Annotated in this window: 27 protein-coding genes; 15 read left to right on the top strand and 12 right to left on the bottom strand. The window is 70.5% G+C overall.

The window, feature by feature from the left end; all coding sequences use genetic code 11:
* Positions 1–60 precede the first annotated feature (60 nt).
* On the top strand, positions 61–1,635 hold the full coding sequence (locus tag HKK74_RS11995) for a hypothetical protein (protein WP_187243229.1): 1,575 nt from the start codon (positions 61–63) through the stop codon (positions 1,633–1,635).
* On the opposite strand, the gene HKK74_RS11990 is transcribed toward HKK74_RS11995, so the two are convergent.
* Together HKK74_RS11990 and HKK74_RS11985 are read right to left on the bottom strand one after the other, a co-directional pair.
* Positions 1,586–2,167, bottom strand: a complete 582-nt coding sequence (locus HKK74_RS11990) for a TetR/AcrR family transcriptional regulator (RefSeq protein WP_187243228.1) — start codon at positions 2,165–2,167, stop codon at positions 1,586–1,588. The genes HKK74_RS11995 and HKK74_RS11990 overlap by 50 nt on opposite strands.
* Positions 2,168–2,228: 61 nt before the next feature.
* A complete protein-coding gene (locus HKK74_RS11985; protein WP_187243227.1) occupies positions 2,229–2,831 on the bottom strand; it encodes a DUF1349 domain-containing protein in 603 nt (200 codons plus the stop codon).
* Positions 2,832–3,047: 216 nt separating this feature from the next.
* Between HKK74_RS11985 and HKK74_RS11980 the strand changes: the two genes are divergently transcribed.
* A complete protein-coding gene (locus tag HKK74_RS11980) occupies positions 3,048–3,917 on the top strand; it encodes an SDR family NAD(P)-dependent oxidoreductase (RefSeq protein WP_187243226.1) in 870 nt (289 codons plus the stop codon).
* A 122-nt stretch (positions 3,918–4,039) separates the two neighbouring features.
* Complete coding sequence (locus tag HKK74_RS11975; RefSeq protein ID WP_187243225.1) at positions 4,040–4,288, top strand: hypothetical protein; 249 nt, start codon at positions 4,040–4,042, stop codon at positions 4,286–4,288.
* A gap of 40 nt (positions 4,289–4,328) precedes the next feature.
* Here the strand turns inward: HKK74_RS11975 and HKK74_RS11970 are convergent, their stop codons facing one another.
* Positions 4,329–5,270, bottom strand: coding sequence for a DUF6454 family protein (locus HKK74_RS11970; RefSeq protein ID WP_187243224.1), 942 nt, complete (start codon positions 5,268–5,270; stop codon positions 4,329–4,331).
* A 199-nt stretch (positions 5,271–5,469) separates the two neighbouring features.
* Between HKK74_RS11970 and HKK74_RS11965 the strand changes: the two genes are divergently transcribed.
* From HKK74_RS11965 to HKK74_RS11950, 4 genes are all read left to right on the top strand, one after another.
* Positions 5,470–6,072: an ArsR/SmtB family transcription factor gene (locus tag HKK74_RS11965; protein WP_222722167.1), complete on the top strand. Its 603-nt coding sequence runs from the start codon at positions 5,470–5,472 to the stop codon at positions 6,070–6,072.
* A gap of 110 nt (positions 6,073–6,182) precedes the next feature.
* A complete protein-coding gene (locus tag HKK74_RS11960; protein ID WP_187243223.1) occupies positions 6,183–6,956 on the top strand; it encodes an ABC transporter ATP-binding protein in 774 nt (257 codons plus the stop codon).
* Positions 6,956–9,412: an FtsX-like permease family protein gene (locus tag HKK74_RS11955; RefSeq protein WP_187243222.1), complete on the top strand. Its 2,457-nt coding sequence runs from the start codon at positions 6,956–6,958 to the stop codon at positions 9,410–9,412. The genes HKK74_RS11960 and HKK74_RS11955 overlap by 1 nt, the downstream gene beginning before the upstream one ends.
* A gap of 150 nt (positions 9,413–9,562) precedes the next feature.
* Complete coding sequence (locus HKK74_RS11950) at positions 9,563–9,985, top strand: DUF4259 domain-containing protein (protein ID WP_187243221.1); 423 nt, start codon at positions 9,563–9,565, stop codon at positions 9,983–9,985.
* Positions 9,986–10,032: 47 nt separating this feature from the next.
* On the opposite strand, the gene HKK74_RS11945 is transcribed toward HKK74_RS11950, so the two are convergent.
* On the bottom strand, positions 10,033–10,650 hold the full coding sequence (locus HKK74_RS11945; protein ID WP_187243220.1) for a dihydrofolate reductase family protein: 618 nt from the start codon (positions 10,648–10,650) through the stop codon (positions 10,033–10,035).
* 422 nt (positions 10,651–11,072) lie between these two features.
* Between HKK74_RS11945 and HKK74_RS11940 the strand changes: the two genes are divergently transcribed.
* Positions 11,073–12,296 carry a lysylphosphatidylglycerol synthase transmembrane domain-containing protein gene (locus HKK74_RS11940; RefSeq protein ID WP_187243219.1) on the top strand — a complete coding sequence of 408 codons (1,224 nt, stop codon included), beginning with the start codon at positions 11,073–11,075 and terminating at the stop codon, positions 12,294–12,296.
* A gap of 79 nt (positions 12,297–12,375) precedes the next feature.
* A complete protein-coding gene (locus HKK74_RS11935) occupies positions 12,376–12,762 on the top strand; it encodes a RidA family protein (RefSeq protein WP_187243218.1) in 387 nt (128 codons plus the stop codon).
* Between the two features lie 324 nt (positions 12,763–13,086).
* On the opposite strand, the gene HKK74_RS41830 is transcribed toward HKK74_RS11935, so the two are convergent.
* On the bottom strand, positions 13,087–13,308 hold the full coding sequence (locus tag HKK74_RS41830; protein ID WP_344398167.1) for a hypothetical protein: 222 nt from the start codon (positions 13,306–13,308) through the stop codon (positions 13,087–13,089).
* Here HKK74_RS41830 and HKK74_RS11930 point away from each other — a divergent pair.
* Positions 13,287–14,174, top strand: a complete 888-nt coding sequence (locus tag HKK74_RS11930) for an LLM class flavin-dependent oxidoreductase (protein ID WP_187243217.1) — start codon at positions 13,287–13,289, stop codon at positions 14,172–14,174. The two genes, HKK74_RS41830 and HKK74_RS11930, sit on opposite strands and share 22 nt — an antisense overlap.
* 168 nt (positions 14,175–14,342) lie before the next feature.
* Positions 14,343–14,864, top strand: a complete 522-nt coding sequence (locus HKK74_RS11925) for a hypothetical protein (RefSeq protein WP_312881429.1) — start codon at positions 14,343–14,345, stop codon at positions 14,862–14,864.
* 54 nt (positions 14,865–14,918) lie between these two features.
* On the opposite strand, the gene HKK74_RS11920 is transcribed toward HKK74_RS11925, so the two are convergent.
* From HKK74_RS11920 to HKK74_RS11910, 3 genes are read right to left on the bottom strand one after another with little or no spacing between them, the layout of a single operon-like run.
* Positions 14,919–15,407, bottom strand: coding sequence for an NUDIX hydrolase (locus HKK74_RS11920; RefSeq protein WP_187243216.1), 489 nt, complete (start codon positions 15,405–15,407; stop codon positions 14,919–14,921).
* Positions 15,408–15,451: 44 nt separating this feature from the next.
* Complete coding sequence (locus tag HKK74_RS11915; protein WP_187243215.1) at positions 15,452–16,342, bottom strand: alpha/beta hydrolase; 891 nt, start codon at positions 16,340–16,342, stop codon at positions 15,452–15,454.
* 46 nt (positions 16,343–16,388) lie between these two features.
* The gene (locus HKK74_RS11910; protein ID WP_187243214.1) at positions 16,389–17,225 is read right to left on the bottom strand and encodes an MBL fold metallo-hydrolase; all 837 of its coding nucleotides are present in this window, start codon (positions 17,223–17,225) and stop codon (positions 16,389–16,391) included.
* A 128-nt stretch (positions 17,226–17,353) separates the two neighbouring features.
* On the opposite strand from HKK74_RS11910, the gene HKK74_RS11905 reads away from it, so the two are divergent.
* Positions 17,354–17,683 carry a winged helix-turn-helix transcriptional regulator gene (locus HKK74_RS11905; RefSeq protein WP_187243213.1) on the top strand — a complete coding sequence of 110 codons (330 nt, stop codon included), beginning with the start codon at positions 17,354–17,356 and terminating at the stop codon, positions 17,681–17,683.
* An 18-nt stretch (positions 17,684–17,701) separates the two neighbouring features.
* Here HKK74_RS11905 and HKK74_RS11900 read toward each other — a convergent pair whose 3' ends face one another.
* Positions 17,702–17,926, bottom strand: a complete 225-nt coding sequence (locus HKK74_RS11900; RefSeq protein WP_187243212.1) for a hypothetical protein — start codon at positions 17,924–17,926, stop codon at positions 17,702–17,704.
* A gap of 124 nt (positions 17,927–18,050) precedes the next feature.
* Here HKK74_RS11900 and HKK74_RS11895 point away from each other — a divergent pair, with 124 nt between their 5' ends.
* From HKK74_RS11895 to HKK74_RS11885, 3 genes are all read left to right on the top strand, one after another.
* Positions 18,051–18,683 (top strand): pentapeptide repeat-containing protein, encoded by a 633-nt coding sequence (locus tag HKK74_RS11895; protein ID WP_187243211.1) that lies wholly within the window; start codon positions 18,051–18,053, stop codon positions 18,681–18,683.
* Positions 18,684–18,878: 195 nt separating this feature from the next.
* Positions 18,879–19,025 (top strand): DegT/DnrJ/EryC1/StrS family aminotransferase, encoded by a 147-nt coding sequence (locus HKK74_RS11890; RefSeq protein ID WP_187243345.1) that lies wholly within the window; start codon positions 18,879–18,881, stop codon positions 19,023–19,025.
* On the top strand, positions 19,025–19,486 hold the full coding sequence (locus HKK74_RS11885) for an arsenate reductase/protein-tyrosine-phosphatase family protein (RefSeq protein ID WP_187243210.1): 462 nt from the start codon (positions 19,025–19,027) through the stop codon (positions 19,484–19,486). The genes HKK74_RS11890 and HKK74_RS11885 overlap by 1 nt, the downstream gene beginning before the upstream one ends.
* Before the next feature lie 11 nt (positions 19,487–19,497).
* On the opposite strand, the gene HKK74_RS11880 is transcribed toward HKK74_RS11885, so the two are convergent.
* The 3 genes from HKK74_RS11880 to HKK74_RS11870 all read right to left on the bottom strand — a co-directional run bounded on the left by HKK74_RS11880 (position 19,498) and on the right by HKK74_RS11870 (position 22,153).
* On the bottom strand, positions 19,498–20,697 hold the full coding sequence (locus HKK74_RS11880; RefSeq protein WP_187243209.1) for a UDP-N-acetylglucosamine--N-acetylmuramyl-(pentapeptide) pyrophosphoryl-undecaprenol N-acetylglucosamine transferase: 1,200 nt from the start codon (positions 20,695–20,697) through the stop codon (positions 19,498–19,500).
* A 383-nt stretch (positions 20,698–21,080) separates the two neighbouring features.
* Positions 21,081–21,881: an inositol monophosphatase family protein gene (locus HKK74_RS11875; RefSeq protein WP_187243208.1), complete on the bottom strand. Its 801-nt coding sequence runs from the start codon at positions 21,879–21,881 to the stop codon at positions 21,081–21,083.
* The gene (locus HKK74_RS11870) at positions 21,878–22,153 is read right to left on the bottom strand and encodes a DUF5919 domain-containing protein (protein ID WP_187243207.1); all 276 of its coding nucleotides are present in this window, start codon (positions 22,151–22,153) and stop codon (positions 21,878–21,880) included. Before HKK74_RS11870 ends, HKK74_RS11875 begins: the two co-directional genes overlap by 4 nt.
* Between the last annotated feature and the right edge of the window lie 622 nt (positions 22,154–22,775).

The raw sequence follows: 22,775 nt of genomic DNA, 5'->3' as shown, positions 1-22,775 counted from the left end.
GATCGCTGTACTCCAGCACGAACGCCGGGAAGGGCTCGGCGACGGAGCTGGAGATTGCCGATGCGACGACATGACCTCGGGTCGGTGACGGTCGAGCCGCCGCCCGCCGCCGGTCCAGCACCCGATCCCGCCGCCGGTCCCGCCGGGACGCGGCGGGAGTCCTCGGTCCCGGCCGTCCGGCCGGCGGCACGCCGCCGGCTCGGAGGCATAGGCCGTCATCGGCTGATCACTCTGCTACTCGCACTCGCCGCGGTGCTGCGGGTCGTGACGATGCTCGGCCATCGCCCCGCGTTCCTCTACTACGGCGACTCCTACTCCTATCTCAGGTTGGGCACCTCGCCCGAGCCGCTGTGGGGGTTCCAGCCGAGCGGGTACGGCATGTTCCTCTGGCTGCTCTCGCCGCTCCACAGCCTCGTCCTGGTCACGGCCGTGCAGCACATCCTCGGCCTGTGCACCGGCCTGCTGGTCTACGCGTTGCTCCGGCGGCACGGGCTGCCTGCCTGGGGGGCCACGCTCGCCGCGGTCCCGGTGCTGTTCGACGGACGGGCACTGGTGATCGAGCACGCGATCCTGAGCGACACGCTGTTCATCTTCCTGACGGTGGCGGTCGTCACCGTGCTGTCATGGTCGGCACGGCTGTCCGCCGTGGCGGCGGCCTCGGCCGGCCTGCTGCTCGCGCTGGCCGCACTCACCCGTACGATCGCGCTGCCGCTGCTGGTCCTGGCGCTCGTGGCCGTGGCCGTGCGCCGCGTGGGCCTACGGCCGCTGCTGGCGATGACGGTCGCGGGCGGGCTGCCGATCATCCTCTACGCCGCCTGGTACGCCGGTGTCCACGGCCGGTTCACGCTCGCGGGCGGCGACGGGGTCGCACTGTGGGCACGGACCATGACGTTCGCGGACTGCCAGGTGATCCGGCCGCCCGCGTCGGAGGCTTGGCTCTGCCCGAACGGCTCGCACCAGGACGCCGCGTCGGAGTACGTGTGGGCCGACGATTCGGCGATCAACCGGCCACCCGACCGCCGGCGCGAGTCCGACCCGCGACCCGAACGCTGGGACAACGAGCGGGCGCGGTCGTTCGCCTTCCGAGCCATCACCGCGCAGCCGCTCGACTACGTCGGCGCGGTCGCACGCGACGTGTCACTGGCCTTCCACTGGACGCCCGCCCCTCATCCGCGGCGGGTCGCCGGCGCGTACCGTTTCAGCGAGGGACGCTCGCACCCGCCGGCTGACAAGCCCACCGCGATCGCGAGCCTGCGGGCGTACGATCCGAGCGTTCACGGGTGGCACTCCGTGTCGCCGTACGCCGGCTTCTTGGTGTCCTACCAGGAGATCGCGCAGCTGCGCGGCCCGGTGCTGGGCGGCGTTCTGCTCCTCGGCGTGCTCGGGATACGCCGCAGGACGTGGGGCGCGACGGTGCCGTGGGGCGCGGCGATGGCGTTGCTCGTGCTGCCGGTGGCCGCGCTGGACTTCGACCACCGCTACGTGCTGCCGGTGACCCCGGTCGCCTGCGTCGCCGCCGCCCTCGGCGTCGCGTCACGCGGTCGCGGCCGGCGCGCTACGAACATGATCGCTGCGAACCTGGCCGCTACGAACCTGCCGGGCGGTCTGCGAGGAGGGCGGTCACCGCGTCGGTGACGACCCGGCGCCGGTGATCCCTGCCGTGCCCGCTCACCAGCGCGGCGAACTCCGGCGTCAGCGCCGTCCACATCAAGGAGATCGCGAGGACGAGCGCGAGGAGGTCTTCGGGGGCGAAGTGGGCGGGAATGTGCCCCGCCCTCTGGGCCGCCGCGATGGCGTCGACCTTGTCGCGGTTGCCGACGATGATCGTCTCGAGCGGCTCCCGGGTACCGGCCCGCTCGAGGCGGTACCAGGTCGCGAGCCGCGCCACGTGGGGATGCTCCTCGTACCCGTCGAACAGGCGTCCGGCGTAGCCGGGCAGATCGGTGGCGTCGATCGGCACCTCGCGCACGGTTCGTACGACGAGTTCGTTGAACACCGCGTCGAACAAGGCGTCCTTGCTGCCGAAGTAGTGGTAGATCTGCGCCTTGTTCGACTTCGCGGCGGCGGCGAGCCGGTCGACCCGTGCCCCGGCGATCCCGAAGGCGGCGAACTCCTCTGCCGCCGCGTCGAGAAGACGCCGCTTGGTCATCTCCGCGTCCCCGGCCATGGCGCCAAGCGTATCGGGCTAACCGGTTAGTTGAGAGCGCGAGCGCCTTTGGTCTGCGTTGTCAGGCGTCGGGCGTGGCGTGAAGTGCGGCGTCGGCGGGCCCGGCGACGAACCGGGTGAAGCGGACGCGCAGCCCCTCCCGCTGCGGTGAGCAGCAGAACGGCCCGGCGAACGCCGTGACCTCGGGAGCGAGCGGAGCCAACCGCACCATCCGCCAGGGGCCGTTCTCGCAGCGGGCTCTGATCGTCACCGCGTCGCCGGAACGGCTGGCCCGCACGGTGACCTCACGCCCCGCGTACTCCGAGACGGGCGCCATCGACCAGTCCGAGTGACCGCGGGTGACCACGGCGCCGAGGTGCGGCGTCCCATCGGTCATCTCGACCCCGGCCTTGATCCAGGTCTGCTCGTCCACGCGGACCATGACCCCGGCCTGGTCGTACAGCTCATCCAGCACCGCCAGGAATGTCACCTCGACGGCCGAGCCGGCGGGGAGGCTCGTCAGCAGGGCGTGCCCATCATCGCGTACGAAGCCGTAGCTCGTCAGGCGCCAGAAGTCGCTCTTGTCCCGGGTGCTCACCACCAGATCCGCACCGTCCGGCTCGACGGTGAGGGGCGGGTTGAGCCAGGTCGCCTCGGTCCAGGCGACCGCGCGCTGCTCGTCCATGCGTACCGCTTCCCCTCCAGGTCGTCATCGCCCGGCCTCCCTGACGACCCACCGATCATCGCAGGCCCAGGGCATGGGCGCACCGGCCGACCGCCCTGGCTAACCGGTTAGTTGACAGCGGCGGGCGCGACGTGGTTGTCTCTAACTAACCGGTTAGTCGTACGATGGTGAGCCGGATGCTCGATCCCAGCCCCTCCAGTGGAAGGTCACCAGCACATGTCCAAGGTCTTTCTCCTCACCGGATCGTCGCGTGGTCTCGGCCGTCAGATCGCCGAGGCGGTACCGGCGGCCGGCCACCGGCTCCTCGCCACCGCCCGCGACCCGCGGTCATTGGCCGACCTGACGCGGCGGTACGGCGACCAGGTGCACACGGTGGCACTGGACGTCACCGACCCCGCCGCGGCCGAGGCGGCCGTGCGCGCCGCCGTGGAGACGTTCGGACGACTCGACGTGGTCGTCAACAACGCCGGTTACGCCGACCTCGCCGCCATCGAGGACGTCACCCACGACGACTTCCGCGCCCAGATCGACACCAACCTGCTCGGCGTCGTCAACGTGACCAAGGCGGCCTTGCCGGTGCTCCGCGAACAGGGCGGCGGGCACATCATCCAGGTCTCCTCCGTCGGCGACCGGGTGGCGGCCATGGGCCTGTCGGCCTATCAGGCCGCGAAATGGGGCGTCGCGGGGTTCTCCGAGGTCCTCGCCCAGGAGGTCGGCCCGCTCGGCATCAAGGTCACCGTGCTGGAGCCCGGCGGCATGCGCACCGACTGGGCCGGGTCGTCGATGTCGATACCGCCGATCAGCGAGCCGTACCGGCAGACCGTCGGGACCATGGCCCGGCTCCTGGGCGGCGGTGAAGGCAACGCCGCGGGCGACCCCGCCAAGGTCGCGCAGGTGGTGCTCAAGGTCACCGAGTTGGAAGAGCCGCCGGTACGGCTGCTACTGGGCAGCGACGCCGTCCGCTACGCCGCCGCCGTGGAAAGGGCCAGGGCCGAGGCCGACGCGCGATGGCGCGAGCTCAGCGTGTCGACCGACCACGACGCCGCCACCGCGGCCGAGATCGACCCGCTGGCCCGGCTCTCCTGACGGCCCGGGGTGGGGGTTAGCGTCCACCCAGTTTTGGGGGTGTGCCCCGATGCCGTCGGAGCGGCCGCCGGGCATCATGGATGGTGAACGGCGCGAAGCCTTCCGAGGGAAGAAGTCTTGCGATGTCGACCACGATGAGCGTCCCCGATCTCGCCGATGTCCTGTTCGCCTGCCGCCTGCAGCCGTCCGCCGATCCCACACCGGACGAGGTGCGCGTTGCCATCGACGAACTGCTCGGCGCCTGCGCCGGCGCCCAGGGACGGTGCGTGGCGTACGTGGCACAGGAGGCCGGCGATCATCCCGAGACGTACACGGACCGGATGCACTGGGCCCTGTGCACGGTGACCCGGGCCTACGCGCTGGCGGCCTGATCGTTCCCGGCCGCCTTCGTGCCGGGTGTGGCCTGACCGGCTACCCGACCGTTGTCTCGTAGACGAGGATCTCGGTGCCGTTCGGCTCCTCGCCGTCGTCGGGTGCGGCCCACATCCGCAGGGTGTCGCCCGCCGCCTCAAGGTGCACCGGGTTGCGGGTCGCGACGTGACCGGCGGCCGACCACTGCTGGACCGGCACCTCGTACTCCAGGCTCTGTGAGCGCGAATCGATCAGCGCGATGCCGCCGAGTTCGAACTTCGCACCCGTCGCCGTCGCGTACTCGGTGATTCCGGTGCACAACATCGCCCGGTCCCCGGCGTGGGCACAGTCCTGGTAGTCGACGAAGTGGCTGGTGTTGGGCCGGCGGCCGAGCTGACGGCCCCCGCGGTCCCAGGTGTAGAAGGTGCGAGACCCCCACGAGACGCCGTACAGCCGCCCGGAGGCGGGGTCGGGGACGATCCCGCCGATGTGGTCCCTGACGCCGAAGACCTTGTTCACCCGGAGCGTGCGCAGGTCGATGCGGTAGACGATCGAGGCGCTGTTCGGCCGGTACTCGGCGACCGGCACCCAGAGCGAGTCGCCGTCGACGTCGATCCCGCCCGGGTGGTAGATCGTCCCCTCACCCACGACGATGTCCTTGATCAGCCGACCGGACAGGTCGAGCACGAACACGTGCCCGCGCCCCTTGCCCGGGCTGCGGTCGTACCCGTCGATGGGCTGCGGGTACCGCACCGGCGCCTCGATGACCTCGACGCTGGACAGCAGCAACCGGTCGCCCGCCCGCGCGAAGCCCTGCGGGTGGTAGGTCGGGAAACCGAGCTTGATCCTCTTCGTCAGGCTCCACTGCGACGAGCGGCTCAGCTTCGACACCGCCTGCGCGACCGCCGCCTCGCGGGGCCGCTGGTCCGCCTGCGCGGTGGTCACCCCGCCCAGCACGATTCCGGCCACTCCGACCGCCAGCGCCCTTCTGACGAATCCCATGGTCACACCCTTCTTCGACTCTCGATCTGCCGGTTCAAGATCTACGGGGGAGGCCCGGCGCGGCCGTGAAGCATAGGGACTCGGCCGGTGGACGGCGGCTGAACACCGGCGGAGAACGCGGCGGTGACCCCGACAGCGGCCACGGAAGGATGCCCAGGAAGGGTTGCACAATAATTTGTGCACAGGTTAGTGTGCATGCATGAGCCCGCCCATGCCGCAAGAGATCAAGGACCTTGAGGTGCTGAAGTCGCTCGCGCATCCGCGGCGTCAGCGAATCGTCGAGGAGCTGGCCCTGCACGGCCCGGCGACCTCGGCCTCCCTCGCTCGCGCCCTGGGGCTCAACACCGGGGCGACCAGCTATCACCTGCGAGAGCTGGCCAAGCACGGCTTCGTCGAGGAGGTACCGGAGAAGGCGCACGGGCGGGAGCGATGGTGGCGAGCCGTGCGCGGCGACCGCCGGTTCCCCCCGTACAGCCGCCAGACCCCGGAGATGCGGGCCGCGCTCGACCGGCTGAACGGCATGTCGCTCGAAGCCGACTTCGAGCAGTTCGCCCGCTTCCAGCTCCAGCGCGAGGAGATGGGCGAGTGGGCCGACGCGGTGCCCTACTCCCGCTCGATCCTGCACCTCACGCTCGCCGAGGTCCGGGAGTTCTTCGAGGAGTACATCAAGCTCGTCAACCGCTTCAAACGGGACGGCACGGAGATCCCCGGCGACGCCCGCCCGGTGTTCGCCCGTTTCCTGGCCTTTCCCGCTCCAGACGACGCACCCGCTTCGCCGGAGGACGAGCCCGAGGACGAATGAGAAAGGCCTGGTCCGCCGAGTGGCCGCTCGGCGGACCAGCAGAGGAAGCACGCACGACGCCCGTACGGGCCTCTCACCGAACGCACTCCCCAGAGAAAGGAGAGCAGCTCATGCTGCTCCAGCACAAGGACGGCCAGGGCACACCGGCGCCTGGCACCGAGGCGGTGAGCCTGACCTCGGTGCGCAAAGTGTACGGCAAGGGAGCCGCCGCCGTCACCGCGCTCGACGACGTGACGGTCGGCATCCCGCGCGGAAGCTTCACCGCCGTGATGGGCCCGTCGGGCTCCGGCAAGTCGACGTTCCTGCACTGCGCGGCCGGTCTCGACACCCCGACCTCCGGCACCGTGCGGCTGGGGGGCACGGATCTGTCCGGGATGAACGAGGTGAAGCTCACCGAGCTGCGCCGCGCCCGCGTCGGCTTCGTCTTCCAAGCATTCAATCTGGTGTCGTCGCTCGACGTCGCGCAGAACGTCACGCTGCCGCTGCGCCTGTCGGGTACCCGTACCGACAAGCGGTGGCTGGAGGAGATTCTGGCCCGCGTCGGCCTGACCGAGCGCGCCCACCATCGACCGGCGCAGTTGTCCGGCGGGCAGCAGCAGCGGGTCGCGATCGCCCGCGCGCTCATCACCCGTCCCGAGGTGATCTTCGGTGACGAGCCGACCGGCGCCCTGGACACCGTCACCGGGCGGGACGTGCTCACGCTGCTGCGGCAGGCCGTGGACGAGACGGGACAGACCGTCGTGATGGTGACCCACGACCCGGTCGCCGCGGGTTACGCCGACACCGTGCTGTTCCTCGCCGACGGGCGGATCGCCGACTCGATGGCCAAGCCGTCCGCCGACCGCGTCGCCGAGCGCATGGCCGTTCTCGGAGGTCGAGCCTGATGCTGTCGCTCGCCTGGAGCACGCTCCGCGCTCGCAAGGGCGCCTTCGCCGGTGCGTTCGTCGCCCTCATGTGCGCGTCGGCGCTGGTCACCGCCTGTGGCGTTCTGCTGGAGACCGGCCTGCGCGGCGACATCGCGGCCGAACGGTACGCCGGCGCGCCGATCATCGTCGGTGCCGACCAGCAGGTCCACTGGACCGAGCACAAGAAGGACAAGGTCAAGACCAAGTCCAAGCCGCTCACCGAGCGCGCCTGGTTGCCGGCCGACACCGTGGACCGGCTCCAGAAGCTGCCCGGCGTCGAGAAGGTCACGCCCGAGGTGACCTTCCCGGCACGGACCGGGCGCGGGACGGCCCAGGGGCACGCCTGGGACTCCGCGGCGCTCACCCCCTTCACGCTCGCGGCCGGCCGGGCACCGCGCACCGACGGCGAGGTCGTCGTGGACGCCCGTGCCGGGCTGCGCCCGGGTGCGACCGTCATCGTGTCGGCCACCGCCGAGGCGAAGACGTACACGGTGGTCGGCGTCACCGCGCAGGCGCTGCCGAGCCAGGGCAGCCTGTTCTTCTCCGGCGCGGAGGCCCTGCGGCTGGCCGGGCGGCCCGGCCAGGTCTCGGCGATCGGCGTCTTCCCGGCCTCGGCCGAGAAGGCCGTCCGCGACGCCCTGCGCGGCACGCCCGCCAAGGTCTACACCGGGGACGCGCGCGGGCCGCTGGAGTTCATCGACGCGTCGAAGGCACGCGTGACGCTGATCAGCATGGGCGGCGCGCTGGGCGGCACCTCACTGCTCGTGGCGATCCTCGTCGTGGTCGGCACGTTCGCGCTGTCGATCGAGCAGCGCCGGCGCGAACTGGCGTTGCTGCGCGCGGTGGCCGCCACGCCCCGGCAGCTCCGGCGGATGATCGGCCGCGAGGCGCTGCTCGTCGGGCTGGCGGCCGGCCTGCTCGGCGCCGTCGCGGGCCTGGCCCTCGCGCGGGCGCTGCGCTCGCTCTTCCTGCACTACGGCGTGATGCCGCAGAACCTCGGCCTCGTGCTGAGCCCGTTCCCGATGGCCGCCGGGCTCGGGGCCACCCTGCTCGCCGGCTGGGCCGCCGCCCGCCTGTCCGCCCGGCGCACCGCGCGGATCCGGCCGGCCGAGGCCCTCGCCGAGGCGGCGATGGAGCGGCGCAGGCCGCCGTGGGCGCGCACGCTCATCGGTCTCGTGGTCCTCGCCGCGCACATCACGCTGCTCGCCGTTCTCCAGGGGCTGGACACCGAGGCCGCCGCCACCCCGGTGACCTTCCTCGCGGTCGTGCTCGCCGCCGTCGCGGTCGCGCTGCTCGGCCCGGTCATCGCCCGCGTCGCCATGACGCTGCTGGCCGTCCCGTTGCGGCTGTCCCGGGTCAGCGGGCACCTCGCCGCCGCCAACACCACCGCGAACACCCGCCGGCTCGCCTCGGTCATCACCCCGCTCACCCTCGCGGTCGGCATGGCGTGCACGATCCTGTTCGTGCCCGCCACGGTCGGCGACGCCGCGACCCGCCAGGCCCGCGAAGGGGCGAAGGCCGAGATCGTACTGGCGGGGCGGGTGCCGCACACCGCCACCGACGCCGCCCGCGCCCTGCCCGGAGTGCGCGCGGTCACCGAGATCGTGCCGTCGACGATCCGGGTCGGACGCGGCAAGTACGCCGCCCAGGGCGTCACGCCCGAAGGCCTGGGCCAGACGATCGACCCCGGCGTCCGCGCCGGGTCGCTGGACCGGCTGGCCGAGGGCACCATGGCGGTCAGCGCCACCGCCGCCGGGCACATGCACGCCCGCCTCGGCGACGAGATGCGCCTCACGCTCGGCGACGGCACCCCGGCCCGCGCCCGCGTCACCGCCATCTACGACCGCGGGCTGGGCTTCGGCGACGTGCTGCTGCCGTACGGCGTCGTCGCCGCGCACGTCGACGACCCGCTGCCCCGCCAGGTGCTCGTCGCCGGCGGCTCGGCTGACGCGCTGCGCGAAGCGGTGCGCGCCCACCCCGGCGTCCAGGTACTCACCTCCGAGCAGGCACAGACATTGCGAAAGGCGCAGCAGAGCCAGAACACCGAGGTCAACCTCGTCGTCATGGGCCTGATCATCGCCTTCACCGCGATCGCCATCGTCAACACCCTGGCCATGGCCACCGCCGAGCGGAACCGCGAGTTCGCGCTGCTGCGGCTCATCGGCACCACGCGACGGCAGATCCTGCGGATGCTGCGCCTGGAGACACTCGTCGTGGCGCTCGTCGGAATCCTCCTGGGCACCGGCATCGCCCTGGCCACACTCGCGGCGTACGGCGCCGGGATGACCGGGGCGGCGCGACCGGCGTTCCCGCCGCTCATCTACCTGGCCGTCATCGCGGCCGGCGCGCTGCTCGCCCTGGTCGCCACGGCCGTGCCCGCCCGTCTGGCACTGACCGCCGACCCGGCCGAGGCCATCGGGTCCCGGGAGGATTGACAGATGATCGAAAAGGGGGTCGGCGACGGCGCAGCGGAAGGGCCGCCGCTGCGAACCGCTCGATCAGGCGCGAGTAAGTCTCGGCCTCCTGTCGGTGCCCGCCGTTACGGTGATCACCGATCATTTGGACACGACGTGAGGAGACGGGACATGGGCGCCTGGGGAACCGGCCCGATGGAGAACGACGCCGCGCTCGACTTCGCCGGGGACCTGTCGGACGGGCCCGAGGACACCGTCACGGCCGGCCTGCGTACCGCGATGACCGGAGTCCTGGACACTGACGACTACATCGAGGGATCGGACCTGGACGCGGCCATCGCCGCGGCCGCCCTGGTCGCCGCCCGCATCGACCCGGCCGTCCCGATCGGGGTCAACGGGCGGGACCACCTCGGCAGGTCGCCCTTCACAGTCGACGCCGACCTCCGCGACCTCGCCGCCCGGGTCTTCACGCGGGCGTTCGAGCCGGAGAACAACGAGTGGCACGAACTCTGGTCCGACGGCGGAAGCCTCGACGAGGTCACGGCCGCCCTCGCGCCTTTCCGAGCGGCCGTAGACCTCCCGACCCAGAGCTGAGCGCCGTTCGTGCGCCCGGTGGTCTCAGGCCGACCGGGCCGCTCCGACTACTGGTCAAGGCCGAAAGTGCCGTATTCCGGCCTGCCCGCCGGCTGGTAAACGTGGACCACCACTCCGGTGCTGGTGGTCCTGGTCTCGACCAGGCGCAGAGCGCTCGGCGTGGCGCCGTCCTGGAAGAGACGCCTGCCGCTGCCCAGGACCACCGGGTAGATCCACAGGCGGTACTCGTCGATGAGGTCGTGTTCCATAAGCGTGCGGGCGAGCGCCCCGCTGCCGTGGATCTGGAGTTCGTTGCCGGGCTGCTCCTTCAGCTTGGCGACCTCCTCGGCGACATTCGACGAGATCAGCGTCGAGTTGTTCCAGTCGGCCCTGTCCAGGGTGGTCGAGGCGACGTACTTCGGCAGATTGTTGAGCCGGGACGCGACCGGGTCGTCCTCGTCGGTGACCTGGGGCCAGTAGGCCGCGAAGATCTCGTAGGTCCTGCGGCCGAGCACGAAGCCGTCCGCCGCTGAGAACCACTCGGTGACGAACGTCCCCATGTCCTCGTCGGCATAGGGGAACTGCCAGCCACCCCGATCGAAGCCGCCGCTCCGGTCCTCCTCGGGCCCTCCGGGTCCCTGCATGACTCCGTCCAGCGACAGGAAGGTGGTCATCGTCAGTTTCATGGCTCGCTCCATTCGGGTGTCCGCATGTCGGCCGTGATTGCTTGCTTCCCATTCAAGGTTCCACCGAATGTTTTTTCGTCAAGATTCCTAATCCTGTCGGTCCGCCGAGGAACGCGACCACTTCAGCCGCGTCCATGTCGCCGACCTGCGCGCACCCTCGCGCGCGAACATGGGTGACCCTGCCGACCGACGACGATCCCGAGGCGGCGGGCGCCGCTGAGCGCACTGCGGGGACAGGTCGCGCGACACAGGTCGACGACCCGCCGATCCCACGTCATCGCGCTCGGCTGGTGCTGACGGGCGCATCGAGGTGGGGGAAACCCCACCCTCAATTGAGGTGCTGGGGCCAGCGATTATGCATGCCCGCGTTGACACCCTTGTTTCACGGTTCCAGGCGATATGACCGCAGCTGAGGAGCGATTGTGACGACGACGGTGGGGCGTACGAGGACCGGCGCGGATCGACCCGGGGGTCCTCGCACCGCGCATCGCGAGGCGCACAAGCGACACCGGGCCGGCATCGCCCCTGGACGGCCGGGCCACGGCGGCGTCGCCCTCGAAAGGCGGTCGCATCCCGCTATCGGGCCGCGGGCGGCGGGCGCGGGCGCACAGGTTCGCGACGTTCCGCTCCACGACGGTGGCACAGCCGAGGCCGCCACCGCCGCCGCCACCGCCGCTCCGGCCGCGCGGTCCGCTCCGCCGCTACGTCGCCGGCTCCTGCGGCTGCTGCTGACCGTGGCCGCTCCGGGTGTTCTCGTGGTGTGGGCAATCATGAACGCCCAGACCTTGGGACATGGCATCGAGCTGCTGTTCGCCGGCAACCCGTACTGGCTCGCCGCGGCGGCGCTGGCGACCGCCATGAGCTGGGTCGCGGCGACCATCGCGCAGCAGGGTTCGGTGCCCGCGCGGCTCCCGTTCGTACCGTTGCTGGCCACCCAGCTCGCCGGGACGTTCGCCAACCAGTTCAGCCCGGCCGGGGTGGGTGCCGGCGCCGTCAACGCCCGTTTCCTCGTGCGGAAGGCCATCACGCTGCCCGCTGCGCTGGCGGCGATCGCGGTGAACACCGCCGCCGGCATGATCGTCCACGTCGTCGCCCTCGTGCTGGTGCTGGCCGCGTTCCCGGGCACACTGCCCCCGCTGACCCTTCCCAGCGTCGCCCGGTCGGGCGTCGCGCTCACGGTCGGCGCGGTCTTGCTGGTCACCGCGGTCACCGCCGCGCTGAGCCTGCGCGGCGTGCGCCGGCGCCTGCGCCACGCGTACGGCGTCGCGCTCAGCACCGGCCGGGAGGGGATGCGAGAGCTGGGACGCCGGCCCGAGCGGCTCGCCCAGCTGTTCCTCGGCTCACTGGCGGTGACGGCCTGCCACGTGCTGACCTTGTACGCGGTCCTGCACGCCCTCGGGGCCGGCATCGCGCTGCCCTCGGTCGCGAGCGCGTACCTGCTGGCCACCACCGCGGCGGCGTTCCTGCCCAGCCCCAACGGAGCCGGAGGGCTCGAGGCGGCCTTCGGCGTCACGCTCGCCGGCCTCGGCGTGCCGGTGGCCATCATCGTGGCAGCAGTCCTCGGCTACCGGCTGATGACGCTGTGGCTCCCGCTCGGCCCGGCCGCCCTGACCTTCGCGTTCCTCATCCGCCGCAACGTGCTGTGAGCAGCCGGAAATTCGGTGGAGACGCCCCGCCGTCCCGCAGTTGAATGGCAGGTCCGACCACGGCGGTGAGGAGCCTCCCATGCAGACCGTGCCACACGACCCGACCGAAGGCGTCTACGCCACCGGCGACGACTACGTGCACGCCCTGGAGGTACGAGGCGCCGGGCGGTTGCTGTTCGTCTCCGGCACGATGGGGCTGGATGCCGACGGCGTGCCCGGGAGCACGCTCGACCGGCAGCTCGACCTCATCTGGTCCAACCTGCGGGCCATCCTCGGCTCCGCCGGCCTCACCGTGAACGACATCGTGCGGGTCACCAGCTACCTGCGCGACGCCGCCTACGCCGAGGCGAACGCGAAGGCCAGGGTGGCGGCCCTCGGCGGCCGAACGGTGCCGACCACGGCCATCGTCGCCGAGACCCTGGTCAGCGACTGGCTGGTCGAGATCGAAGTGATCGCCGCGGCGTGACGGCATCCGCCCTCGTGACGACATCGAGCCTGGGGGAGCGAACATGATCGACGCGGAGTTGACCGGAAAGGTCGTGCTGGTCGTGGGCGGCCACGCCCTGTGAACACCGGACGCCGGATCACTGATCAGGGCAGGAATCGGCGCAGGTTTTCCACAGCCCTGTGGATGGTCTAGGCGGACCTTCCGCACGGACTCTCCCTATTGATGATCAATGCTCAGCCCATGTGCCGACTGCGGAGCGTCGGCCTGCGGTAACGCCGGAGTCGCTCGCTGTACGGCAAGTTGTCCACAGGTCTGTGGACAACGTGCCGCCGCAAGATGAGGTCAGCGGAGCAGGGCGAACCGCCTCGACTGCGCCACCAGCGCTCCACCAGAGTCCCAGATCTCGAAGTCCTCTTCGTGATGACCGCCGATCACATGTCGAGTGGCGGCCCGGCCGGCGAGCCGACCGGGTGCGTGCCGGCGGCGGAACAACGACCGGGCCGCGGAGGTTCTGAGCAGCGGAGCCCAAGGAGGCGATCGAGATGGGTGACTACGGAAGGCCACTGGAGTTCGGGTATTTCCTGGTGCCGAACGCGAGCGATCCGCTCCTCGACACGGCGCGCACCGCCGACCGGCTGGGCCTGGACCTGATCGGTGTCCAGGACCATCCGTACCAGCGGCGCTACGTCGACACCTGGACCCTGCTCAGCATGATCGCGGCGGTCACCGAACGGGTCCGGGTCTTCCCCGACGTCGTGAGCCTGCCGCTGCGACCGCCCGCCGTGCTGGCCAAGGCCGCGGCGAGTCTCGATGTGCTCAGCGGCGGGCGGGCCGAGCTCGGGCTGGGCGCGGGGGCGTTCTGGGACGCGATCGAGGCGTACGGCGGGCCGCGGCGCAGCCCCAAGGACGCCATCGGCGCGCTCGAGGAGGCCGTCACGGTCATCCGCAAGGTGTGGAGCGGCGAGCGCGGCCTGCGGTTCGACGGCGAGCACTACCAGCTCAAGGGCGCCCACGGCGGCCCGGTGCCCGCGCACCGGATGGAGATCTGGCTCGGTGTCGCCGGGCCGCGCGCACTCGGCGTGGCCGGGCGGGCGGCGGACGGATGGCTGCCCTCGTCGACCTGGGCGACCCCGGACCGGCTGCCGGAGCTCCATGCCCGCATCGACGCCGCCGCCGCGGACGCCGGGCGCGAACCGTCCGACATCCGCCGGCTCTACAACGTCGGCGGCGTGATCACCACCGGGTCGTCCGAGGGCTTCCTGCGCGGACCGGTCGAGCAGTGGACCGACGAGCTCACCGACCTGGCCGTGGGCTCCGGCATGGACACTTTCATCCTGTGTGCCGACGGCGAGCAGGACACTCAGTTGCGGCGCTTCGCCGAGGAGATCGTCCCGGCGGTACGGGAACGCGTCGCGGAGGAGCGTGGCTGATGGCACTGGTTTTCCACAGGCCTGTGGACGACGAACGCCCCTAGCGGGTTCCGCAGAGTGCGCATGGAGAGGAGCATCGGCGCGCCGGCTCTCATTCTTACCGAGCCGGGCGCAGCTCGCCGGGCAAGGTGATGCGATCATCTGGGCGTACGAAGGAGGGGGCGGTACGTGTCGGCGGTGTCGGAGAACGGGATACGCCGTCGGCTGAGGTCTCTCGCCCTGATGGAAGTCGCCAATATCCCGCTGCAGGCGTGGATATGGTTCGGCCTCATCGGGCTCCCGGCGTCGGCTCCGAACCTCGTCGGGTTCACCCTGTTCGCGGTCCTGCTCGTGCAGGGCGCCGGTTTCTGGGCCGCCAAGCTCTCCCAGGTCGGCGCGCCGGGGAGGCGGTTTCCGCCCGGCCTCCGGATCCTCTCCATCACTCGCGTGACCAACCCCCTGCTGCTGGCGACCGGGGTCGCGTACACCGTGGTCGCGGCGGCCATCGACCCGGGAACCGCCACCCTTCCGGGAGTGGTCTTCACAGTGGTCGCGGTGCTGGAGCACGTGGACTACTTCCATGTTCAGCTCATGCACGACACCCGCGCGGATCTGCGGCGCCTCCGCGCCGGCGGACTCCACCGGTCACACCTCGCCCGTGATCTGGCCCGGTACAGCAGGCTCCGCACGGCACGGGGATCAGTTCGATGATCAGTTACCCACCGTGTTTTCCACAGGCTGTGGACGGCGACCGCGGCTGAGCGGTCACGCTCGGGGCGGCCGCCCGTGGCGGCGCCGCACCGGCGGACGCCGCGACCGTACGTCGGGCAGCTCCCGTGGATCGTGCCCGTGGTGGCAGTGCCCCGCGAGGAAGTAGGTCAGCTCGTGGGGCACCAGGCCGGCGGCATGGATCGCGGACTTGTCGTAGACGACGTGGTCCCACACGAACGCTCCGGGAGCCGGTTCGGCGCCATCGGGATCGGGCTCCGGCAGCCGCCCGTCCTCGGTCCAGGCGCAGAACACGTACTCGTCCTGTGCTCCCGTCCGCGCCACGTGAACCAGCGCGCCGACCACGAGTTCGCCCGTCAACCGCCCGCGAAGGACGCGCCGCAGCGCGTCCTCGTGCGTCGGATCGCTCTCCCGCATCATGCCGCCGGGCAGGGTCCGGTACTCGGTCCCGTCCGAACGTCGATGGCGCACCGTCAGCACTTGCCGGTCGGACGTCGTGAGGATGGCGGCCACCCGGTCAGGCACGATCGGCTCCTCGCTCCTGGCCACCGCCCGTCCCCGGCTCCGCCCTAGAGATGGCGGTGCAGGAAGTCGGTGGTCGCCTCCACCGCCTCGGTGACGTACGGCTCCACATCGTAGAGGTCGATGTGCTCGCCGGCGTCGAGCCAGAGGATCTCTTTGCGTCCCTGAACCCGTTCGTGCAGTTCGGCCGCGAGCTCTGGCGCGCAGTAAGCATCGACCTTGCCATGGACGAGAAGCAGCGGCGTGGCGCCCAGCAACGCGGCGGCGCCGAGCGCGTCGAAGGTCATCAGCGAGTGCAGCGACCCCCTCGTCACCCGGTTGTCCCAGTACGGCGATGCGGAGCGTTCGGTGCCGTAGTACGCGTAGGGCTCGTCGCCGCCCATCGCCGCCTCGCCGCCGTCGGGCGCGACCGCCGGCAGGTACTCGTCGTAGCGGTCGATGAACGTGCGAAGCGCGGACCGGTAGGCGTCGACTCCCATCCGCTCGGCGAACCACCCCGGGCTGTTGTACGCGCCGGCGATGCCCACCACGGCCTTCACCCGCGGGTCGGAGGCCGCCGCGCGAACCGCGTATCCGCCCCCAAGGCAGACCCCGACCACCCCGATCCGGTGCGGATCTATCTCGGGTCGATGCGCGAGGAGAGTGACCGCCGACCTCAGGTCGGCCAGCTTGCCCTGGCCGTCCTCATGCCCTCGCCGGCCCCCGCTCTCCCCGAACCCGCGATGGTCGAAGGCCAGGGTCGCGATGCCCGCCCGGGCGAGCCGCTCCGCGTACAGCCCCGTGACCTGTTCCTTGACCCCCGTGAACGGCCCGGTGAGGACGACGGCGGGCGCCGTACCGGCGAGATCCGGCAACCTCAGATCGCCGACCAGGCCCACGCCATCGGCGGTGAAGGCGACCCGCTCGGCCGTGACGGCAGTGGATTGATCGGTGTCCATGGCTGCTCCTCTGTACGGGGGGGAGGGGATGGGGGCGTAGCGGGCTTCAAGAGGAGCCGGATTCGGTGGCGAGCTCGGCTGCGACCGCGTCGGCACCGAGCCCGACCAACCAGGCCAGCGGAGCGCCCGGCACGAAGAGCTCCATGGTCTCGGTCAACTCCCGCTTCTGCGCCTCGGTCAGACTCGGTGCGCCGGCGGCGAGGCGGCGCACGGTCTCGCGATACATGAGGAGATAGCGCCGCTGGTCGGCGAACAGCCTGGTGTCACCCGGCTGCCCATGACCAGGGTAGAGAGGCATGCCGTCCAGCTCGGCTGTCAGCCGGTCCAGAGTGCCGAGCCACGCTCCGGAGTGACCGTCGGCGGTGTAGGAATGGAGATCCCCGAACGCCAGGTCGCCGATGAAGGCGCAGCGCCGCCCTCCGGTCTCGACCAGCACGTACGAGTCCGCGTCGCTCTCACCGGCGCCCAGATCGTGCACCCGCACCTGAAGACCGCCCACCTCGACCGTGCCGCCATCGGCCAGCGGGTGGTCGGGGACGCGGTAGCGGTCCGGCCACTCCTCGCCGTAGACGGGCTGCCATTGCTCCCGCTTGGGCTGGGCGACCTTCGCGATCGTCTCGGCGACCGCCACGGTGGCGTAGACCGGAACGTCGTCACCCACCACGTACGGCAGGCCGTTGAAATGGTCGGGGTGGGGATGGGTCACGAAGGCCGCGAGCAACGGTTTGCGCAACGCGGCGAGCCGGGCGGCCAGCGCCATGGCGTCGGACACCAGCAGGTTCGCGTCGACCAGCACCACGCCGTCGGCTGTCTCCAGCAGATGGCTGTTCACGAGGATGCCGGACTCCGCGGCGGTGTAGGTGTGAATCCTCAGTGAGCTCATGAATACGGGTCCTTCCGATTACCGTTGATCGAAACTGATCGAAACGCTAGAACGGTCCGCGGCCACCGGACAGAAGGCACTTTGCGGTGCCCATGCCCCCGCAGCGGCCGACCGACAGGGAGGTCTGGATGGCGCTGGTGATTCCCGACGTGCTCGAGGAGAGCTGCGCGACCCGGCAGGCGCTGGAGCGGTTCGCCGCCAAGTGGCGGATCCTGGTGATCTACGCGCTGCTCGCCGGTCCACAGCGGCATGCCCAGTTGCGCCGCAGGCTCCCCGGCGTCACCCAGAAGGTGCTGACCGAGACGCTGCGCGGCATGGAGGCCGATGGCCTGGTCGAACGCCGGGTCATCAAGGACACCGCACCCCAGCACGTGGAGTACGCGCTGACCTCGCTCGGCAAGACACTGCAGGAGCCTCTCGCCGCGATCTGCGACTGGGCCCTGACACAGGGAACATGAAGACCGGTCGCCCACGGTTCAGTCGGCCGTCGACGGCGCCGTGAGCCGGACCTCCTCCGCGTCGAGCCGGGCCTGGACCCGGAGCAGCACCGCGTCACAGATCAGCCGCTCGTCACGTAGCCGGATCACGGCCGCCCGCTTGATCGACACCAGCTCGGCGCGCAGCGCCGTGTGCGGCTCGGGCTCCAGCGAACCCGAGAGGTGGTCGCGCTCATCCCCGGCGCGGGACGGGTTAAGCGGCACTTCGTCGCAGTTCGCCGGGCTTGACCGCCCTTCCGGTCGGCACCGCGCGCGAAGAGTACGTAGAGTCCTCTCATGACCAGCGCCTCGGCGACGGCTGACCTCGTGAACGGCCTCGGAGGACCCCTTGGCTGACCGCAAGCACGGCGTGCCCACGCCGGAGACCCACTCGACCGTCCGGTCCGAGGACTGGGACGGTCGGGACCTGTCCGGTGAGGCCCACGAGCGGGTGGCCTTCATCGACGTGGACATGACCGAGACCTCGAATCATGGCGCGGTCTTCACGGAGTGCACCTTTCGCGGCGTCAAGTTCAACGCGTCCGCGCATACCGACGCGGCATTCCTGAACTGCACGTTCACGCGGTGCGCGTTCTTCGACGCCACGTTCACCCGGTGCAAGCTGGTCGGCAGCATGTTCGACGGCTGTACCTTCGATCTCCTGAAGGTCGTCGGCGGGGACTGGTCGTTCGTCGGGCTTCCCGGCGCGAACCTGCGCGGCACGTCCTTCGCCAATGTGCGCATGCGCGAGGCCGACCTCACCGGCGCGCAGTGCGAAGGAGCCTCGCTGCGCGGGGTCGACCTGTCCGGCGCCTGGTTGCACAGAGCCGACCTGTCCCGCTGTGACCTGCGCGGAAGCGACCTGGCCTCACTCGACCCGCTGACCGTAGAGCTCAAGGGCGCGATGATCGACCCGTACCAGGCCGTAGTGGTCGCCACCGCGCTCGGTCTCGACGTGCGGTCCGGGGATCAGGAGCCCTAGAGCCACCCCGGAGCCGACGCCACACCGGAGTCGGCATCACGCCGGCCGGCCACCGACGAGGTCAGTCGCCGGACGACTCCGTCTCGGCCCGCTGTTGCGGTACCTTCGCCGAGGCTCCCGGCCGGTCGACGCCCTCGACGGCGAGGCAGATCCCGAAGACGCGCGCAGCCCGGCTTCGCCCAGTGGCACCGGAGTCTGCCCGTGACCGAGGCCGTCGGGCGGGAGATCCTGAGCCTGCCGTTCCACCCGTACATGACCACCGACGACGTGGATCACGTGGTGTCGGCGCTGGGGCGGGCCCTGGCCGGCGTGCGCGAGACCGCGACAACGGAGACGCCCTGATGGCCGGCCAGACTCCGCAGGGCCAGGAGGTGCCCCCGGGCCTGCGGCGGATCTTGGTGGTGTGCTTGGGGAACCACTGCCGGTCCCCGTTCGCCGCTGCGGTTCTCGCCCGGCACGGCGGCGCCGCCGTCGAGGTCCGCTCGGCAGGCACGCGAGACAAATGGGTGGGCAAGCCCGCTCATCCAACCATGATCGCTGCCGCAGCCCGGTGCGGCTACGACCTCACCGGCCATCGCGGGGTCCAGGCCGACTCCGCCCTGATGGAGTGGGCCGACGTGATCCTCACGATGGACCGCGCGATCCTGGCGACGCTGCGGGAGCTGGCCGACGCCCGCACCGTACCGAAGCTGACGCTGTACCTCGACGGCCAAGACGTGCCCGATCCGTGGGGGCAGGACGATGCGGCGTTCGCCGCGTGCGCGGCCGGCATCGAGTCCGGCGCCACGCGGCACCTTCGATAGACCGCCCGCTTCTAATGGCCGTCGGCAACGACGGACAGCAGAACGTCCACCAGCCGGTCGGCCGCGTCGGGCCGGCCAGCAGCGCGGGCCCGCTGGGCCATGGTCGTGCGCCTGTCGGAGTCGACGAGCAGGGGTTCCACGGCGGCACGCAGGATGTCCGGCGTCGCCTCGCCGAGCAGGGCGACGGCGGCGCCGGCGTCGTGCAGGTGGCGCGCGTTGTGAGCCTGCTCATTGCCCGCAGAGGTGGCGAGGGGGATGAACACGGCGGCCTTGCCCAGGGCGGTCAGCTCCGCGATCGTGCCCGCGCCACTGCGGGAGATCACCACGTCGGCCAGCGCGAGGACGTCGGGCAGCTCCGGCCCGACGTAGCCGGTCAGTAGGTAGCGAGCCGCCAGCTCGCCGGGCAGGGCCGCGGTGTGCTGCCGGAGATCAGCGAGGTTGTCCGGCCCGCACTGGTGGATGACGTTGGCGTGGGAAAGCAGCCACGGCAGGACGTCGCGAACGAGGATGTTGATCTGCTGCGATCCCTGGGCGCCACCGGTGACATACACGGTCGGGCGGCGCTGGTCGAAGCCGTGCAAGCCCAGGGCCTCGATCGCCTTGTCCGGCCGGCCGGACAGCACCTCGGGCCGCACCGGGTTACCGGTGACCACTGCGGTCGCACGGACCGTCTCGGGCAGCAGCGGCAAAGTCGACTCTGAGGACACGGCAATACACGTCGCCCTGCGGGCTAGGGACCGGTTGGCCAGACCGAGGCGAACCGTCTGCTCGTGGACCACCAGCGGGCGGCGGCATATCCTGGCGGCCAGACCCACCGGTACGGCGACGTAGCCGCCCGTAGCCAGCACCACATCGGGGCGGAAGTCGGAGACGACCCTGCGGGCCTGGGCGACGCCGAGCGGCACGCGGCCCATGTCCTTCACATTCGCGGGCGAGACAAGCTTCAACGGATTGCTGGAGCGGCGGATCTTGCCGGTAGCGACTGAGGCGAATCGGATTCCCTCGCCGGCCGCGACGCGGGCCTCCAAGCTGCCAGCCGTTCCCACCCACAGGACCTCCAGCGTCCGGCCGGCGACCCCAAGCCTGGTCTGCAGAGCGCGTACTGCGGTGAGGGCAGGGTAGGTGTGGCCGCCTGTCCCACCACCCGTGACGATCAGGCGAAAGGCCCGATCCGGGTCGAGGGGGAGGCGGTTAACGGTGTCACTGTTCACAGAGAAGCTACCAATCTGGCTACGCCGGGACTCCGGCTCGTGGGCTGCCGGCGGTGGCGTAGATGTGGGCCTGGAGCCAATACAGCGGATGCGCGAGCTTGACGACCTCGGCGGAGTACCTGCACCGGGCAAGGGAGTCAGCCAGTACTCCGGCGACGGTTGACTCCCGAACCCGACACCCGTACAAGGCCAGTTTCATGGCGTGAGGTTCCCCGTCTGATCAGCCGGTACGGCCCCTACGGTGGCGAGTCGGCGCCCGTCGGGCGCAGCCAGCTTAGCTTCGACAGATGGTCTTCACGGCGGATCACGCCATGCTGGTGGAGGGCTTGCCGTGTAAGGCTGTGAGCTCGGGCGACAGCTAGCGCTGTGTTCGCCGCATCGCTCTACGTCGCTTGTGCCTCGTGGACCAGGGTGGCGATCTCGTCGGCAAGTTTCGGAGCGACGGCGATCGTTGCAGTGGAGTGGGCGGTGTGCTCGGTGCCGTCCTTGTCCATGATGATCGCTCCGGCCTCGCGGGCGATGATGACGCCTGCGGCGGTGTCCCATGGTTTGTTGGACATGGTGAGGCTGGCGTCGAGTTTGCCTTCGGCGATCCAGGTGAGGTCAACGGCGGCGGATCCCAGCATGCGGACTCGTTGGGTTTGGGCGGCGAGTCGTTCCGTGAGCGCGAAGCGGAGGCGGTTCTTGGCTGCGGCGTCCTGTCCGACCGCGTAGTCGCCTATGGCGACGATTGCGTCATTGAGGTTGCTGGTGCTGCTGGCCTGGAGTCGGCGGCCGTCGAGAAAGGCACCTGCGTGCTGGACGGCGGAGTAGCGCGTGCCGAGGAACGGCAGATCGATGACGCCGAGAACCGAGCGGCCCCTGTGGATCAGTCCGAGGGAGATGCCGCACAGCGGGAGGCCGCGCACGAAGTTGGCGGTGCCGTCCACGGGATCGAGTGCCCAGAGCAGCTCACCGTTCGTGTCTCCGGTCGTGCCTTCCTCTTCGCCGAGGACGGCGATGGAAGGGGTTTGCTGCTGGAGGTACTCGCGGACTGCGCGTTCGACGGCGTAGTCGACTTCGGAGGCCATGTCACGGTCGCCTTTGGCCGTCAGGAGGCCGGGCATCCGGGTCCGCATGAGGTCGCTGGCGATCGAGACCGCTTGGATCGCAGCGGGTAGCAGCGATCCGGGCGCGGTGGTCATACAGGGGTGCTCCGTTCCCACAGTGAGGTGAAGGTCTGCTCGAAGGTGCCGAAGAGGCCGTTGCCGGGTGTCTCTCGTTTGATGACGAACGTTGGTGAGTCCACTCCTCGGGCCTGTGGGAGGTAGGGCTGCATGACGCACGTCTCACCGTCGATCAACGTGATGTTGAATCGGATGGTCTCGTCATAGACCGCGATGCGCAGGCGATCGCGTGCTTGCGTCGACAGTCGCTTGCGCAGTCGCGTGAGTACCTCAATGTTCAGCCTGGTCAACGTGGTGAGGTGTGGGTCGGTGTACCCCTCCTCCTGCTGCGAGGCAGCGACCGGAAACCCGCCGTGTCCTTCGTGTCCTGGGCTGTCAACGACGCTCGAATCCTGACCCTCTGTGGACGCGTGGGCTCTAGCAGTCGTCGCAACACCCCTGCCCAGGGGATGCGATGGACTTCGAGATTCACAAGGACCGTTGGCCGCAAGGGCCGAAGAAGCTGACGCGTGAGCGAGCGGCATACTTCCAGCTCATGCAGCAGGGCTACAGCAGCCGGGAGGCAAGTAGTAACGCAGCCCCTGAACATCCGTGAGCCGGTGTGCAGGGGCTCAGCCGCCCACCTGGCAGAGTTGTGAGCCTCAACGCTGATCACTGTTCCAGCCCAACCGAGCACTGGAAGCCAGCCAAACCGGATCCCCCGGACGCTGACGTGAGGGCTGCGGTCGAGCCACCCCGTAGGGGCGACCGGAGGGAGTCAGAGCGCGTTGGGGTATCGCCACGCCGCAGCCGAGACTCCTACCATGGGGCAAGATCCGCGACGACCGTTGGAGCAGCGATGACCCCATCCGAGAAGCGCATTCCTGGGCAGAGCAACGCCGAGTACGAACGACGCCAGAATCCCAACGCGGA

The sequence above is a fragment of the Actinomadura alba genome (assembly GCF_014323705.1).
In the GTDB taxonomy this organism is placed as follows: Bacteria; Actinomycetota; Actinomycetes; order Streptosporangiales; family Streptosporangiaceae; genus Actinomadura_C; species Actinomadura_C alba.
Note: the sequence above shows the minus strand (reverse complement) of the source record. Positions and strands in the feature narration are given on the sequence as shown.

Coding starts and splice junctions, on each gene's coding strand:
- HKK74_RS11975 (WP_187243225.1), top strand. CDS start 4,040: ATGTCGACCACGATGAGCGTCCCCGATCTCGCCGATGTCCTGTTCGCC.
- HKK74_RS11955 (WP_187243222.1), top strand. CDS start 6,956: ATGCTGTCGCTCGCCTGGAGCACGCTCCGCGCTCGCAAGGGCGCCTTC.
- HKK74_RS11905 (WP_187243213.1), top strand. CDS start 17,354: ATGGCGCTGGTGATTCCCGACGTGCTCGAGGAGAGCTGCGCGACCCGG.
- HKK74_RS11930 (WP_187243217.1), top strand. CDS start 13,287: ATGGGTGACTACGGAAGGCCACTGGAGTTCGGGTATTTCCTGGTGCCG.
- HKK74_RS11910 (WP_187243214.1), bottom strand. CDS start 17,225: ATGAGCTCACTGAGGATTCACACCTACACCGCCGCGGAGTCCGGCATC.
- HKK74_RS11950 (WP_187243221.1), top strand. CDS start 9,563: ATGGGCGCCTGGGGAACCGGCCCGATGGAGAACGACGCCGCGCTCGAC.
- HKK74_RS11935 (WP_187243218.1), top strand. CDS start 12,376: ATGCAGACCGTGCCACACGACCCGACCGAAGGCGTCTACGCCACCGGC.
- HKK74_RS11960 (WP_187243223.1), top strand. CDS start 6,183: ATGCTGCTCCAGCACAAGGACGGCCAGGGCACACCGGCGCCTGGCACC.
- HKK74_RS11885 (WP_187243210.1), top strand. CDS start 19,025: ATGGCCGGCCAGACTCCGCAGGGCCAGGAGGTGCCCCCGGGCCTGCGG.
- HKK74_RS11970 (WP_187243224.1), bottom strand. CDS start 5,270: ATGGGATTCGTCAGAAGGGCGCTGGCGGTCGGAGTGGCCGGAATCGTG.
- HKK74_RS11965 (WP_222722167.1), top strand. CDS start 5,470: ATGAGCCCGCCCATGCCGCAAGAGATCAAGGACCTTGAGGTGCTGAAG.
- HKK74_RS11915 (WP_187243215.1), bottom strand. CDS start 16,342: ATGGACACCGATCAATCCACTGCCGTCACGGCCGAGCGGGTCGCCTTC.
- HKK74_RS11980 (WP_187243226.1), top strand. CDS start 3,048: ATGTCCAAGGTCTTTCTCCTCACCGGATCGTCGCGTGGTCTCGGCCGT.
- HKK74_RS11990 (WP_187243228.1), bottom strand. CDS start 2,167: ATGGCCGGGGACGCGGAGATGACCAAGCGGCGTCTTCTCGACGCGGCG.
- HKK74_RS11995 (WP_187243229.1), top strand. CDS start 61: ATGCGACGACATGACCTCGGGTCGGTGACGGTCGAGCCGCCGCCCGCC.
- HKK74_RS11985 (WP_187243227.1), bottom strand. CDS start 2,831: ATGGACGAGCAGCGCGCGGTCGCCTGGACCGAGGCGACCTGGCTCAAC.
- HKK74_RS11945 (WP_187243220.1), bottom strand. CDS start 10,650: ATGAAACTGACGATGACCACCTTCCTGTCGCTGGACGGAGTCATGCAG.
- HKK74_RS11875 (WP_187243208.1), bottom strand. CDS start 21,881: ATGACCACCGCGCCCGGATCGCTGCTACCCGCTGCGATCCAAGCGGTC.